The organism is Catellatospora paridis (assembly GCF_009720365.1).
Taxonomy (GTDB): Bacteria; Actinomycetota; Actinomycetes; order Mycobacteriales; family Micromonosporaceae; genus Catellatospora; species Catellatospora paridis.
Genome location: NZ_ML769313.1, coordinates 360,866 through 375,605, shown reverse-complemented (window position 1 = coordinate 375,605; position 14,740 = coordinate 360,866). Strand labels below are relative to the sequence as shown.

At 71.5% G+C, this 14,740-nt stretch carries 12 protein-coding genes; 6 read left to right on the top strand and 6 right to left on the bottom strand.

Annotated elements, in window-relative coordinates:
- Window positions 1–21: 21 nt before the first annotated feature.
- Complete coding sequence (locus F9C41_RS06605) at window positions 22–813, top strand: sulfite exporter TauE/SafE family protein (RefSeq protein ID WP_155385757.1); 792 nt, start codon at window positions 22–24, stop codon at window positions 811–813.
- 189 nt (window positions 814–1,002) lie between these two features.
- Here the strand turns inward: F9C41_RS06605 and F9C41_RS06600 are convergent, their stop codons facing one another.
- Window positions 1,003–1,677 carry a nucleoside/nucleotide kinase family protein gene (locus F9C41_RS06600; RefSeq protein ID WP_155385756.1) on the bottom strand — a complete coding sequence of 225 codons (675 nt, stop codon included), beginning with the start codon at window positions 1,675–1,677 and terminating at the stop codon, window positions 1,003–1,005.
- A 154-nt stretch (window positions 1,678–1,831) separates the two neighbouring features.
- Between F9C41_RS06600 and F9C41_RS06595 the strand changes: the two genes are divergently transcribed.
- Window positions 1,832–2,788, top strand: coding sequence for a sulfotransferase family protein (locus F9C41_RS06595; RefSeq protein WP_230689372.1), 957 nt, complete (start codon window positions 1,832–1,834; stop codon window positions 2,786–2,788).
- 81 nt (window positions 2,789–2,869) lie between these two features.
- On the opposite strand, the gene F9C41_RS06590 is transcribed toward F9C41_RS06595, so the two are convergent.
- The 3 genes from F9C41_RS06590 to F9C41_RS06580 form a co-directional block, all read right to left on the bottom strand.
- Window positions 2,870–6,706 carry a S8 family serine peptidase gene (locus F9C41_RS06590; protein WP_230689371.1) on the bottom strand — a complete coding sequence of 1,279 codons (3,837 nt, stop codon included), beginning with the start codon at window positions 6,704–6,706 and terminating at the stop codon, window positions 2,870–2,872.
- 153 nt (window positions 6,707–6,859) lie between these two features.
- Window positions 6,860–9,364, bottom strand: a complete 2,505-nt coding sequence (locus tag F9C41_RS06585; protein WP_155385755.1) for a DUF4132 domain-containing protein — start codon at window positions 9,362–9,364, stop codon at window positions 6,860–6,862.
- A gap of 1 nt (window position 9,365) precedes the next feature.
- Window positions 9,366–9,782, bottom strand: a complete 417-nt coding sequence (locus tag F9C41_RS06580; protein ID WP_155385754.1) for a hypothetical protein — start codon at window positions 9,780–9,782, stop codon at window positions 9,366–9,368.
- A 255-nt stretch (window positions 9,783–10,037) separates the two neighbouring features.
- Between F9C41_RS06580 and F9C41_RS06575 the strand changes: the two genes are divergently transcribed.
- The 3 genes from F9C41_RS06575 to F9C41_RS06565 all read left to right on the top strand — a co-directional run bounded on the left by F9C41_RS06575 (window position 10,038) and on the right by F9C41_RS06565 (window position 11,463).
- Window positions 10,038–10,184 (top strand): hypothetical protein, encoded by a 147-nt coding sequence (locus F9C41_RS06575; RefSeq protein WP_155385753.1) that lies wholly within the window; start codon window positions 10,038–10,040, stop codon window positions 10,182–10,184.
- Between the two features lie 192 nt (window positions 10,185–10,376).
- Window positions 10,377–10,679 (top strand): putative quinol monooxygenase, encoded by a 303-nt coding sequence (locus F9C41_RS06570; RefSeq protein WP_155385752.1) that lies wholly within the window; start codon window positions 10,377–10,379, stop codon window positions 10,677–10,679.
- A gap of 31 nt (window positions 10,680–10,710) precedes the next feature.
- Entirely contained in the window at window positions 10,711–11,463 is a 753-nt protein-coding gene (locus F9C41_RS06565; protein WP_155385751.1) for an AraC family transcriptional regulator, read from the top strand.
- A 90-nt stretch (window positions 11,464–11,553) separates the two neighbouring features.
- Here the strand turns inward: F9C41_RS06565 and F9C41_RS06560 are convergent, their stop codons facing one another.
- Window positions 11,554–12,198 carry a SnoaL-like polyketide cyclase gene (locus F9C41_RS06560; protein ID WP_155385750.1) on the bottom strand — a complete coding sequence of 215 codons (645 nt, stop codon included), beginning with the start codon at window positions 12,196–12,198 and terminating at the stop codon, window positions 11,554–11,556.
- 842 nt (window positions 12,199–13,040) lie between these two features.
- Window positions 13,041–13,520 (bottom strand): MarR family winged helix-turn-helix transcriptional regulator, encoded by a 480-nt coding sequence (locus tag F9C41_RS06555; RefSeq protein WP_155385749.1) that lies wholly within the window; start codon window positions 13,518–13,520, stop codon window positions 13,041–13,043.
- Window positions 13,521–13,632: 112 nt separating this feature from the next.
- On the opposite strand from F9C41_RS06555, the gene F9C41_RS06550 reads away from it, so the two are divergent.
- On the top strand, window positions 13,633–14,733 hold the full coding sequence (locus F9C41_RS06550) for an epoxide hydrolase family protein (RefSeq protein WP_155385748.1): 1,101 nt from the start codon (window positions 13,633–13,635) through the stop codon (window positions 14,731–14,733).
- The last annotated feature ends 7 nt before the right edge of the window (window positions 14,734–14,740 follow it).

Genomic DNA, 14,740 nt, shown 5'->3' with positions numbered 1-14,740 from the left:
CTGGGGCAATGATGATCTGCAATGGTCGGGGCAGCGTGGCGCGCTGATCGTGGAATCGCCGCGGTCTCGTTCGTGGGGGGGGCAGATGCGGCGGTGGTCCTGACTCTGGTGTGGGCTTCAGCGGCCGCGTTCAGCTTGGCGCTGTTGTCGGGAGTCGCCGGCTTCGGCGGGGGTGTGTTGCTGCTGCCGGTGTTCACCGGCCTGTTCGGACTACGGGTCGCCGTTCCGGCGCTCACGATCGTGCAGTTTTCCAGCAATGCCGGGCGGGTCTGGCTCCACCGCCGCGAACTGAACCGGCAGCTGATCGGCCGATTCGCCATCGGTGCGGTGCCCCTGGCCGTCACCTCGGGGCTGCTCCTCGCGCACGCGCCCCTGTCCCCGCTCAAACGACTGCTGGGCGTCTTCCTGCTGGCGGTGGTGGTGTGGCGGAGAGCGAATCCGCACCCGAAGCCGCTCTCCGACAGGGCGTTCGTCGCCGTGGGGGCGGCTTCCGGATTCGGCTCCGCGCTGCTCGGCTCCGTCGGCCCGCTCACCGCACCGTTCTTCCTCGCCAAGGGCCTGCGCCGCGCCGCCTACCTCGGCACGGAGGCCGCGTGCGCGCTGACCCTGCACGCCGCGAAGATCACCGCCTACGGTGCCGGCGACCTGCTCACCGGTCAGGTACTCCTGCTGGGTGTGGCCCTGATCCCCGCGACCCTGGCCGGAGCCTGGGCCGGCAAGAGGCTCGTCGGCAAGATCAGCGACAAGGTGTTCGTGCACCTCGTCGAAGGCGGCCTCGTCATCGCGGGGCTGCTGTTCCTCACGGGACTCTGACGGGACACGGCGACAACCGCTGCCGAGGGAGCTCGTCAAGGCGCAGGATCGTTTCCTCGATCTCCGATCAGCGAGGCTCGACACAACAGCAGCATCGGACAGTCGGTGACGAATCGACACCCGCACCTGCGCAGATCGGGCGTTGAATCGAGCCGCGGCCGCTGTGCGGTCGTGCCGCATTGAACGCGGTCAGTGTGGTCGGGTCTCCCAGACCGGCTGCCGGGGCTCGTCGTTGTGCACGATGATGTCGACATGATCGGTCGGGCGGACCGCAGCGAAGTAGAACTGCTGGGAGGGGATGTACCGCTCGCGCCAGCGCCGTTCGACTTCGGCCCGAGATGACACCTGGCGCTCTCGGATCACGGCACGATCCACGGTCTTCTCGAGCGCGGTCGACACGAAGACACGCAGCTCCCACCGATCGATCAGTTCCGGGCGCATGAGGAAGACGCCGTCGAAGACCAGCACGGCGTCGGCGGGGGCAGTCGTGATCGGCGGGGACAGCGCAGTATCCGCTGCGTGGTCGTAGACCGCGTGTTGGAAGCGTCGATCTCCGCCCGGGCCGAGCGGATCGAGCAGAACCCGGTTCAGCGCGTCGTAGTCGTGGGCGTCGAAATAGCAGCCTTCGGCCGAGTACTCGCCGCGCGGATAGCGCTGTGCCCGGGGGAAGAGGAAATCGTCGATCGTCGCGCGGATGACGCAGCGGCCCTGTTCGCGCAAGACGACGGCCAGTTCGTCGGCGAGCGTGGTCTTGCCTGCGGCGGGCGGTCCGTCGACGGCAACCCGCGTCGGGTGTGCGGCGGTGACGGACCCGACTGCCTCAGCCAGGCGGCCGAGCAGCTCGTCGCGGGTGCCCTGGTCCATGTCCTGCCCCGTCCTGGTTCCGCGAAGGACGCCGTGTCGAGCCGACCTTATCCGCCGTCCGGCACGCACTCGGCGCGGCGGGTCCGTCCCGTAGCACGGGTGAAGGGGATAAATGGCTTGCACAGGCGTCGGCCTGGGAGTTTGACTGCTCGCCATGCCTTCCGCCTCACCGATCTTCGTTGCTGGTACGGGTCGTTCGGGAACGTCACGGATCGCCGACATCATCGGCCAACATCCGCTGATCCATCGGATTCCCATGGAGACCAAGTTCATCATCGACCCGGGTGGCCTGCGTGACCTGGCCGACGCGCTCACCGATCGATACGATCCCACCGTCGGTGAGGACGCCCTGCACCGGTTGAGCGACTTCCTCACCGTGCGGGTGCCCGGCCGGCGCGACGATCGCGGCAAAACCGTTCCCGAGCTGGTCGGCGAGCAGCGCTACCGGGACGCGGTGCAACAGCTCTGGCCGCAGTTGATCGCGTACACATTTGACGAACCTGCGCCCGCGGAAGGCTTCGGGAACGGCGACCGGCCTGCCGGGCCGTTCGAGCCGCTGAGCCGCCGGCGGGTGGTTCCCAGGTTCTTCAGCGACCGGGGCGAACTGCTGGGCATCCTGCGGAACCTGGTCGACACCATGTTCGGCGGAGCAGCCGCCGACGCGGGCAAGCCGACCTGGTGCGAGAAGACACCGTTCAACCTGCTGTGCATGGAGTTCCTCTGGGAACTGGTCCCCGAGGCGACGATCGTGCACATCAAGCGTCACCCGGTCTCCGTGCTCGCATCCCACCTGGCCCAGCCATGGGCACCGTCCACCGTCGATGGGGCGCTCGCCTACCTCAAGCCGGTCTACCACCAATGGCTCACCTGGAAGAACACGGTCGATCTGACGGGCAGGCGGTACATCGAGGTGAAGGCAGAGGATCTCGCAGCCGACTGGCCAGGGCAGCGCCGCGCCCTGTTCGAACGGCTCGACGTCGACGACTTCGCCACCCGTTCGACGTTTGAGTCGCACAAGCTGATGAACCGCAACAACCAGTTCGACGACGAAACCCGCGAGTTCGTCGAAGAAGCACTCGGCAAGATCATCCCGGCAATGGGGTATGAGTGACGGCTCTGGCCCTCCACGTTGACGACGCCGCGTCGCGCCGGATGGGCGCCCTCCCGCTCAGAGGACGCCCATCCTGTCCTGCTAGCGCAGGTCGTACGCGTGGACGACGGTCTGGGTGACCGTGTTCCCCGCCCCGTCGGTGGCCCGGGTCCGCAGCGACACGTTGCCGGCACCGGCCGGGATGTGCGCGGTGTACGCGTCACCGCGCCCCGTCACCCGCACGGCGCGCCAGCTCGTGCCCTCGTTGAACGACACCTCGACGACCAGCGTCGTGTGCCGCGGCGCGGGCAGCCCCGCCTGGTGGCGCAGCCCGATCCCGACGGTGTGCGGCCGTCCGGCGACCGAGCCCTCGAGCCCGGCCGGCGCCTGGTAGTCGACCTGCAGCAGCGGCAGCGGCGCTGCCTTGTCGCCGGACACCGTCGCGGACCGGAAATCCCAGGTCGTGTCAGTGTGGGTCGCCCGCGCCCACTCGGTGGTCGCCCGCGCGGTGGTGAGCTGGAGCCGGTAGCCGGCCGCTCCGGCCGGGACCTCCACGTCGGACATGGCGTGGGGCAGGTCGGCGATCGGTGTGCCGTCGCGCCACAGCTTGGCCGCGACCTGGTCGCCCTCCCGGAATCCGGCGTGGCCGTCGGCGTCGACGAACTCGGGCACCCGCAGCGACAGCACGTCGCCCCGGCGGGCGGAGACCAGACCACTGACCGCGGCCGGACGGACCACGGGCCCGAACCACGTCTCCTGCGTACGGCCCGGCCGGTAGCTGCGCGGCTGGTCGGTGATACCGCCGGCCAGCGGACCCCAGCCGCCCCACGGGTACTCCTGGTGCACCCGGTGCTGCCACACCGAGTCACCGGCAGACACCCACTCCTCGCGCACGGACGGCGTGGCGACGAACCGGGTCGTGTCGTTCCAGGCGTAGTCCTGCCACGGCCGCCACCCGAAGCGCTGCTCCCGCGCGAACGGCTCGCCGCCGTTGTGCGCGTAGCGGGTGTCGACGCGCATCGAGTTGGCGGCGGTGACCCGGTGCACGATCTGCTGTGGGATGCGGCCCTTCTCGACGTGCATGACGTCGTACAGGTAGGGGCTGACCGTGGTCACGGTCAGTTCGATCGTCGCGCCGGGCCGCATCGCTCGGGCCAGCAGCTTCTGCCCGTCGTCGTAGGCGGCCACCATGGCCGGGATCGGCTCCCGCTCGCCCTGCGGCTCCCACACCGTCCATGCCGACCAGTCGGCGGGCCGCACGATGATGATCGCCGCCGCGCCCGCGGCGGCCGCTGCCGCGATCTGGTCCTGCTCGGTGCGGTCGGATGCGGTCTCGACCAGCGCGACCGCGCCGCGTACGCGTGCCGCCGCGAGCTGCTGCGCGGTGCCGGTGCCGGCCCGGACCAGCTTCAGCCGCCGCGGGCCGTCGTAGCCGGGCGACAGGTGCAGCAGGTTGATGTCGAGCGGTCCCTTGACCCCGTCGACCTCGGCCTGCACGATCGGCGCGGCCAGCTGCCAGCGGGAGGAGAACTCGTACGTGCCTGCCGTGACCGGCTTGGTCGGGGTGACGTTGACCTGCTGCACGGTGCTGAAGTGCATGACACCGTGGCTGATGGTGCGGCCGTTGCCGTGCACCCGGTGCACGTAGTAGCTGAGGATCGCCTGCTGCTCGGCGGGCTTGGGCGTCTCGACGCGGATCGGGGTGCCCTTGCGCGCGTCGAGCAGGACGGTCATGTCCCGGGTGACCTTCAGCTCCGGGTCGGTGACCAGGGTGACCTGCTCGTCGAGGGGCGCGCCGTGTTCGATGAGGCCCTGCAGCAGGTAGGTGCCCTCCTCGACCTCGACGGTGCCGTCGTTGCCGACGAGCCAGGTGAGGGTGTCGGAGCGGCTGTCCTCGCCGTGCAGCATGACGACCGGTGCGGTGCCGGGGTTTCCGGCCGGGTCGAGCGCCCGCAGGGTGACCTTGTGGCGCGGGCCGGTCATGGTGACGCCGACGGCGGTGCGCAGGGCGATGCCGCCAGGGCCGGTCGCGGTGATGACGCCGCTGTGGCGGCCCCGGTCCAGCTTGGCCGGGTCGAGGGTGGCGGTGACGTCGGCGGTGCCGCCCGCCGGGACGGTCACCTGGGACGCGCCGGTGGTCAGCGCGTCGGCCTCCGCGACGCCGCGGTCGAGGTTGCGCACGTCGACCTTGAGGTCGAGGGTGACCGCGGCGCTGCCGGTGTTGGTGAACGTCAGCGTACGGCTCGCGGCCTGCGCCGACGGCGCGACGGTGATCAGGCCGAAGTCGGCGGTGGCGGTGCCGTACACGGTCTGCGCGACGGCCCGGGACAGGTCGACCCGGCCCGCGCCCTGCTGGAACACCGTCAGCGCGGCATTGGCGCGGGCGGTGCTGACCAGGGCGTTCTTCAGCTGCCCGGCCTTCCAGCCCGGGTGGGCCTGGGCCAGTAGCGCGGCCGCGCCCGCCACGTGCGGGGTGGCCATCGAGGTGCCCGACGCGGTCGTGTAGTTCGCGTCGACCACGGTGCCCATCGACGTCCCGGCCGCGCGGGCCGCGACGATGCCGACGCCCGGGGCGGTGATCTCGGGCTTGAGGCCTTCGTCGCCGAGGCGCGGGCCGCGGCTGGAGAAGTCGGCGAGGTTGTCGTCGCGGTCCACGGCCCCGACGGTCAGCGCGGAGGCGGCAGCGCCGGGCGAGCCTACGCTGTACTCGCTGCCCTCGTTGCCCGCGGCGATGACGAACAGCGTCCCGCTGGCGGCGGTCAGCCGGTCCACGGCCAGGCTCATCGGATCCTGGCCGTCGGTGGCCGAGCCGCCCAGGCTCATGCTGACGACCTCGGCGCCGGACTCGACGGCCCATTCCATGCCCGCGACGATCCACGACTCGTAGCCGGACCCGCCGTCGTTGAGCACCTTGCCCACCAGCAGGTTCGCGGCAGGGGCGACGCCCTTGCGGGTGCCGCCCGAGGCGGCGCCGGTGCCGCCGACGGTGGCGGCGACGTGGGTGCCGTGCCCGTGCCGGTCCACCGCGTCCGGGCTGTCCGTGAAGTTGCGGGCCTCGCCGATCCGCCCGGCCAGGTCGGGGTGGTTCGCGTCGACGCCGGTGTCGAGGATCGCGACGTCGACGCCCTTGCCGTCGTAGCCGGCGGCCCAGGCCGCGGGCGCGCCGATCTGCGCCACGCTGCGGTCCAGCGCGGCCTTGACGCGGCCGTCGAGCCAGATCCGCGCGATGCCGCCGCCGAGGCGTCCGGCCTCACCACGCGTGCGCGCGCTGCCCGCGGTGGACGCGGCGGCCGCCGTGTCCGCCGCGATCGGCGCAGTCGGCGCGGTGGCCCGCCAGAACCCGGCGAGCCCGTCCCGGCCGGCGGTCAGTGCCGCGCCGCCGATGCTGGGCAGGTCGCGCACCGCGGTGACGCCGGTGCTGGTACGCATGGCGTTGGCGCCGCCCTCGGCATACCGGACGATCAGCGGCAGGCCGGTCGCGGACGCGTCGCCGTAGCCGGCGGCGAGCAGCTCCTCCACGTCGAACAGGTCGGCGTCGACCGCGCCGGAGGACACGTATGGCACCACATCGGACGGCATCACCCGCAGCCCGCCGTCCACCTCCACGGTGTGGAAGGTGATCCGCTCACGACCGGCCGCGGGGCGCACCGCGGCGGTGTGCCGGCCACCGCCGACGTCGCTCAGGGTGACGACGTCACCGGTGATCAGCGTGACGGACTGCGAACCGGCCGTCGGGGTCGCCGCGGTCCGGTCGGGCGCGGACGCCGCAGCGGCAGCGGTCTGCTGCGCCGTGGCGACCACGGTGAAGGTGAGTACGGCCGCCATACCGCCGGCGGCGGTGGCGCGGCCCAGGGGTGACCACATCGTGTGCAGCTCCTCACGATCAACGCCGCTGGCCGCGGCGAAGTTGATCGGATTCTTCAGCGGCAACGTGTCCAAGGTCACCACTGTGCGGGCTGCGCAAAGGCGACATGTCACCAGGTGGACAACCGGCGTTCACCGCCGCACCACGCACGGTCGCCCGGCTGCGGTATGTCCGGCCAGGCCCGCGCCCACGGCCCCGGCAGGCGGAATGCGCCGGGGCGGCCGTTTTCAGCGCGAGCCGAGAACCGCCAGCTGCGCCAGGATCGAGGGGTCGGTGATCTTCTCGTCCTCGGCCAGCAGCAGCACCTTGCTGAGCACGACGCTCGTCATCGGATCGTCGTCGGCGAACGGCAGGAACAGCCGCCGGTGCGGCTTGCCGCCGAAGCCGTCCGGGACCACGCACAGGTAGCCGCCCGGCTCGACGTGGATGCTGCCACTGGTCAGGTGCACCCGGTACACCGCCCGCGAGCCGTGCACCACGGCGGTCGTGCCCTCGACGATGACCCGGCGCAGGCCGAGATCCTCGATGAGCGCGGTGAGCACCTGCGCGCGGCTCTGCGCGCGGGCCGGTGAATCCAGCCGCGCCGGGTCGGTGCCCGCCACCGAGACGACCAGGTCGAGATCGCGCATGACCTCGGAGAACACGATCGGCGGCACGTCGGCCAGCGGCACGGTGTCGCGTCCGGACAGGAAGCGCAGCTCGCCGATCTCCACGTCGCCCATGCCGAAGTAGCCGTGGAAGTCGCAGCGCAGGGCCGCCGTCAGCCCGCCTCCCGCCGGCCGGGTGGCCTGGTGGTCGGCGTAGTAGTCGTGGGTGCGCCAGCCCCGCCCCGACAGCAGCTGCCCGGCGACCCGGCCGGAAACGGTGTGACCCGCGAACCGCCGCGAGGCGTCGACCGCGTCGCGTTCGGCGGGCGTCAGCACGTACAGCTCGCGGAACGCCTGCTTGACGGGCTGGCGCAGGCGGCGGCGCACCACTTCGGCCTGCCAGTGGGCGAGCTGTCCTGCGGCGTACAGGTCGTGGGAGTGCACCGCGGTGACCGGGCCGGTGGTGTCGACGCCGTCGAGCAGCCCGACCCGGCCGGTGTGGTCGCGCCACAGCAGCGCGGGCAGCATCGACGCGCCCGCGGGCAGCCGCCGCAGCGCGGCCAGCTCGTCCGGGGCGACCGCCGCGCCCGTGGCGACGAGCCGTTCGATCACGCCGGTGCGCAGCCGCCGGGCCTGGTCGCGCAGCAGGTCCTGGTATTCCCGGCTCGCCGTGTAGCGGGCCTCGGCGCGCACCGCCGCGGGCACGCTCTTGAGGGTCCTGTCACTGCTCGTCACCGTGATGACCGGGTCGGGACCGTCCATGACCACGGCGACCGTGTGGTCGCCGACCGACCACGGCGGCGGGATGTCGTCGGCGAGTCGCGCCTCGCAGTCGGTCTCCAGGCGGCTCGCGTCGGGCAGGCCCGCGACCTGCGCCAGGTGTTCCAGGGCGACCTCGACCGCGGCGGCGTGGCTGTGCCGCCGGCTCGGGCCGAGCTTCGGCCCGCGCTTGGCGACCTCACGCAGCGCCGTGTACCGGTCCAGCAGCGTCTCGGCCTCGGCGAGCGGCAGCATGCCGTACGCGGAGATGCCCGCCAGGGCGTTGTGCTTGACCCGTTTGAGCAACGCCGCTCGGTTGCGCCCCAGGGCCGCGCTGACCAGCTCGCATGGCGTCTGCGCGAGCAGCCGGGCGGTCGCGTCGGGTCCGGCCGCCGCGGCCGCCGCCAGGATCGGCTCGCGGTCGTGGCGGACCACCCCGCCCGCCTCGATCCGGTCCACCAGCCGCAGCAGCGCCGCCGCCGGAGCGAGCCCGAGCAGCGGCAGCAGGGCCTCCGCGTCGCCCGCGGGGCGGCGCAGGTGGAAGGCGCGCAGCCGGATCTCCGGCGGGCGCTCGGCCAGGTGTGCGAGCAGCTCGGCCAGCTCGGCTTCGGTCAGTTCGGCCGCGCCGAGCCGCCGGCCGGTCTTGTCCTCACCCGTCCAGTCCAGCCCGCGCAGCATGAACCGCAACCCGCGCGGCACGATCACCTGCGGCAGTTCGTCGTCGGGCACCCCGGCCGAGGTCATCCGCCACAGCATCTCGTCGACGTACGGCCGCACGGCGTCGGCGCACGGCGCGGGCGGAGTCGGCGGACCGCCCGCCGGATCACGGCCCACGATGGTGTAGCCCAGCCAGCGGTCCACGGTGAAGGCATGCTCGACCAGTTCCTGGTCGAGCGCGTCGTGGGCGTGCAGGGCGTCGAGCAGCCGGGTCACCGCGGGCCGGTTCAGCCGCCCCAGCGGCGTCAGCACCAGCACCCGCATCGCGGCGACGTCACCGGCCGCGATGAACCGCTCGGCCGTCTCGTCCAGCTGCGGGGTGACCCAGACTGAGGGGCATCCCAGCAGCGCCCGCAGCGCAGCGCCGCGAGACGCGGTCGGCCAGGGCGTGTCCAGCACCGTACGCAGGTCCGCGTCGGGGGCGAGCGGGAACGCCTCGTCGTAAGCGTCGCTGAACGCCTGGTCGAGGTCCGGGATGCGGCGGTCCAGGTGGCCGCCGACGCGGTCGTCGCCGCGGCGCAACTGCTCGCGGACGATCGGCCCCAGCTCGCGTACCAGCGCCAGGTCGCCGTCCTTGACCGCGGCGCGCACCTGCTCGACCCGCTGCCACAGCGCGGCGCTCTCCTGCGCGAACGCCTCCAGATAGATGTCAGGGATGGGATGGTGCACGTCAGCCGCCGACCAGCGCGGTGAGGCGCACGAACACGATCGGCTCGCCCAGGCGCAGCACGATCTCCTCGTCCAGCAGGTCCACCTGCCGACCGCCCACGAACAGCGCGAACGCGCCGCGCTCGAACGCCCGCCAGGCGCGGGCGACCTCGGCTTCGACGTCGGGTTCGCCGTGCTGCCGGTCGGGCAGGCGCACCACTCCGGTCGCGGCCTGGGCGCGGATGTCGTCGTCGGTGAGGTACTGCCGGTCCAGCAGGGCGCGGCATCGCGAGCTGTCCGCCTGCCAGGCCCGGACCTGCTCGGCGACCGCGGCACGGACCAGCTCACGCACCGTCGTCCGTTCCTGAGCCAGTTCCACGAGCACATCGGGCAGGCGGTCCCCGCCGGGAATCCTGCTGCGCACCTCGACCTGCACCACGTGCCTCCTCACCTATGCCGGCCCCGACCCTAACCGGGCCGTCCGACATCAGCGGATCACTCCGAAAGGGACGTAACGGCGTCGGGCCGGTGATCGCGGTCACGGTGTGTAGGCATACCTAGACCGGTCTAGGCATGCCTCTAGGTAGGTCTGGGCCAGGCAAGATACGCCGTCGCTGCGGATGGGGCGGGGCCGTCTGGAGAGGAGTATTCATCTCGTCAGCAAGACACAGAGTCAAGGACTGAGGAGTCTGCGATGTTCGGATCGCCCGAGATGTACTTCGATCTCGCGAAGTTGCATCACCGAGAGCTCATCGACGAGGCCGCGAAGGAGCGGGTAGCCAACAGGCTGCACCGTCACGGCCGCAAGCGCCGCCAGGCGCGCGACCACACGGCGCGATGAGCACGAGCAGACAGGCCCGGGAGCCGCACCACGGCCCCGGGCCTGTTCTTTTGCCCGTCGTCCGGCCCCACAGGCCGTTGCGTCCGATACGAACGTGAACGTGTCCGCCTGACGGCGGCCGACCGGCGCAGACGCGGCGAGGATCGAATCCAGCAGCGGCAGCCGCCGCCACCGTCCTTGGAGGTCTCCTCGATGCTCATCGCGATCCTCGATTTCCGCACCGCCGCCGCCGACCGCGACGCCGCCCTCGCCCAACTCGACGGCGAGAGCGCAGGGGTCCGCGCCATGGCAGGCAACGTCGCCTTCCGGGTCTACGCCTCCCGCGCGGACGAATCCACGATCACCGTCGTGCACGAATGGGCCGACGAGGAGTCGTTCGCCCGCTACCTGGCGTCGGAGGCGTTCGCCCGCTCCGGCGAGGTGATCCGCCCGATGATGACCGCGCCGCCGGTGAGCCGCCGATTCCACGCCGAACTGCTGGAAACGGTGGCCTGACCACCTACGATGGGTCCGTGCGAGGCCGCCGATGACCCGTAAGGCGTACAGCTTCGTCCGCACGTTCCCGGCGGAGCCCGCTCGCGAGCTCCGCGTCGACCGCCACTACCTGCTCTGCGCCTCCGCCGGCACGCTCCGGCTGGAAGCGCAGGGCCAGGCGTGGCTGCTGCCCCCGGCGCGGGCTGCCCTGATCGAGGCGGGCCGGCCGATCCAGGTCAGCATCCCCCAGCCGGTCACCACGGCGTCGGTGCTGTTCGACACCGGGTTCACCGCCGCGCCGCCGTCGCCGCTGACCGTGTTCGACCTCAACCCGCTGGCCCGGGCGCTGGTCGAGGAGTGCGGCACCTGGGGCGAGAGCGACGAGCCCCTCACCGCGTACGCCGAAACGCTGTTCGCAGCGCTCGCGGCGGTGACCTGGCGGCTGGCCGAACAGCCGAGCCCCGTCGTCGTGCCCGCGGGGCGGTCGCCGGAACTGCGCCGGGCGATCGCGTCGACCGAGCGGCAGCTCGCCGGGGAGGTCCGCTTCGAGGACGTCGCCGCCGAGGTCGGCCTGGCGCCGCGCTCGCTGGCCCGGCGCTTCGCGGAGGAGACCGGCCTGACCTGGCAGGCGGTCCTGCGCCGGATGCGGGTGCTGCGCGCGATCGAGGAACTGGCCGCGGGCGACACCCCGGTCACCCGGATCGCCCACACCGTCGGCTACACGTCGCTGTCGGCGTTCAACGCCGCCTTCCGCGAACTGACCGGCCGCACGCCCACCCAGTACCGGGCGTCCTTCCGGCCCTGATCCGGCCGGCGCCGGCCCGGCGCCGACCTGCCGGTCAGCTGACAGCGGCGGGGCCACCCGAGTGGTGCCGGGCGGCCCCGCCGGGTGTCGTCAGTGCGCGACGGGGCAGCCGCCCGTGAGCTTGCCGAGGAACTGGTTCGGGTCGTAGTAGTGCTCGACCTCCAGCAGCTTCAGGTCGTCGCTGACCTTGGCCACGCTGATCCCGAACATCTCGATGGTCTTGCCGTCCGGCTGGTGGCCGTGGTACTCGCCCTCGAACGCGCCCCAGTGCCGCCACTTGAACGTGACGACCGGCGGCGGGCTGATGACTTCCAGGACCTCCCAGTAGAACCCGCCCGGGAACGCCTTGTGGAAGATGTGGTGCGAGGACTCGAACGACTCCTGGCCGCTGCGGTAGAACGGGCTGTCCCCGATGAGGATGTTGTAGCTGCCGATGTCGACGATGTCCTGCGCGCTGGCCCACGGCCCGCCGTTGACGTTGGTCCGGAAGTGCTCGGTCACCATCGACACCCAGGTGGCCGGGTCCTTCTTGTAGGAGACCTCCATCTCGAAGACCTGCACGATGCTCTCGACGATCGCTTCGAGCGAGTCGGGTGCGTGCTGGGTGCTGCGCTGGCCCGGCATGACGCTGTGGGAGAGGTGGTAGTCGGGGGTGGTGCCGTCACGCCAGGCCGAGGAGTCGGCCGCGTCGATGACGGCGGTGCGGCCCTGCAGCCACAGTGGGGTTTCAGACACGATGCGGTCCCGTCCTTTCACGAACGGTGAGGTGACAGCAGGCCGGCCGCCTGCCCGAAGCGGGAGAGGAGTCATACGGCCGCGAACCACGGGCGATTGCCGGCGGTGCGTGTCGGCGCAGGGTCGACGCGGGCGGTCCGGTCTCGAAGCCAGTGCCCGCGCAGGTGGCAGCGGATCCGGTCGCCGTCGTTGATGTGCGTCTCACCGGTGCGTCGCACGGTGTGCCCTCGCCTGGGCACCCGGCCGTGGCACCTGTCTGCGTCCGCGCCTGGCAGGCGTCAGTGCCCACCGGAACCTCCCCCGTTCGGTAGTCGCAGTGAGGATATCGACGCTGCGACATCAATGGAAGCCCGGAGGCGGGGTTCTCAGCGCCTCGCCTGCGACCTCGGCGGATCATTCCGAAAGGGACGTAACGGCGTCGGGCCGGTGATCGCGGTCACGGTGTGTAGGCATACCTAGACCGGTCTAGGCATGCCTCTAGGTAGGTCTGGGCCAGGCAAGATACGCCGTCGCTGCGGATGGGGCGGGGCCGTCTGGAGAGGAGTATTCATCTCGTCAGCAAGACACAGAGTCAAGGACTGAGGAGTCTGCGATGTTCGGATCGCCCGAGATGTACTTCGATCTCGCGAAGTTGCATCACCGAGAGCTCATCGACGAGGCCGCGAAGGAGCGGGTAGCCAACAGGCTGCACCGTCACGGCCGCAAGCGCCGCCAGGCGCGACCACACGGCGCGATGAGCACGAGCAGACAGGCCCGGGAGCCGCACCACGGCCCCGGGCCTGTTCTTTTGCGCGAAGTCCGGCGCGCCTGCCCCGGCGGAGGCCGGCCCGGCGCGTTCGCGGTCAGCGCCACGGCTCGTCAGGGCCGTCGGCGCGCCGCCGGTGGTGGTCCAGCAGCTTGGACAGCAGCTCGGTCAACCGCTGACGCTCCTCCGGTGACAGCGGGTCCAGCAGCTCGTCCTGGCACTCGGCCAGCCTCTTCTCCAGTCGCCGCAGCTGCCGCTTGCCCGCGGCGGTCAGCGAGATGATGTTGCGCCGCCGATCGGAGGGGTCCGGGGCGCGCTCGACCAGGCCGCCGTCGGCGAGCTCGTTGATCGTCGCGACCAGGTCGCTGACATGGATGCCGCTGCGCCGGCTCAGCGCGGCCTGACTGGCCGGGCCGGACTCCTCCAGCGTCGCGAGCAGGCGGTAGTAGTAGCCGCGGGCGTTGACGGACGAGAACCCGTCAGTCACCAGGCGCTGCGCGTGGCCGGCGGTCTGGGTGAGCAGCCAGCTGGGCAGGCTCTCCCACCTGGCGGGCGTCTGCTCGGTCGGATCCTCCATGTGACCAGCTTAACGAATCGTTGGGGGCACCAATGACTGTGGTATCGTTCGGCCACCAAACGTTAGTCGTCCTAACGTTTAGGCACCCAACGAATCCCCTGGAGCGCGGACCATGATCAAGCCGTTCCGTATCGACATTCCCCAGGCCGACCTCGACGATCTGAACGACCGACTCGCCCGCACCCGCTGGCCCAACGAGGTCGCCGACGCAGGATGGGACTACGGCTTCCCCCTCGCGCGGCTCAAGGAGCTGGCCGAACACTGGCGCACCGGCTACGACTGGCGTGAGCACGAGGCCGGGCTCAACGAGCTGGCGCACTTCACCACCGAGATCGAGGGGCAGCGCATCCACTTCGTGCACGTCCGCTCCGCGAAGCCGGACGCGCTCGCGCTGATCCTCACCCACGGCTGGCCCGGCTCGTTCCTGGAGTTCCTCGACGTGATCGAGCCGCTGTCGCGCGACTTCCACCTGGTCATCCCATCGATCCCGGGGTACGGCTTCTCCGGGCCGACCCACGAGCGCGGCTGGGACATCGTCCGGGTCGCGCGGGCCTGGGCCGAGCTGATGCGCCGCCTCGGATACGAGCGCTACGGCGCGCAGGGTGGCGACTTCGGCGCGGGCATCTCACTTGCGCTCGGCGCGGTGGCACCGGAGCAGGTCGTCGGGGTGCACGTCAACTACCTGCCGACCCGGCCGGACCCGGACGCCGGCCTCGAACTGTCCGCGGCGGACGAGGCCCGGCTGGACAAGATCAGGAAGCTGATGGCGAACCGTCCGCCGTACCAGACGCTGCAGGCCACCACCCCACAGACCATCGGTTACGCGCTGACCGACTCGCCGGTCGGCCAGCTCGCCTGGATCGCCGAGCGCTTCGCGCAGTGGACGGACCCCCGCTCGCCGATCAGCGACGATCGCATGCTCACCGACATCTCGCTGTACTGGCTGACCGCCACCGCTGCCTCCTCGGCGCGACTGCACCGTGACACGCCGCGGCGGGTCGAGCCGTGCCCGGTGCCGATCGGCGTCGCGGTGTTCGCGCACGACATCACGCAGTCGGTGCGGCCACTGGCCGAGCGGCTGTACGACATCAGGCACTGGTCGGAGTTCGAGCGCGGCGGCCACTTCGCCGCGATGGAGGTGCCGGACCTGCTCGCCGAGGACGTCCGGGACTTCTTCCTGGCCCGGGTCGAGACCGGCCGGCTTGGGGTTTGACCTCGGA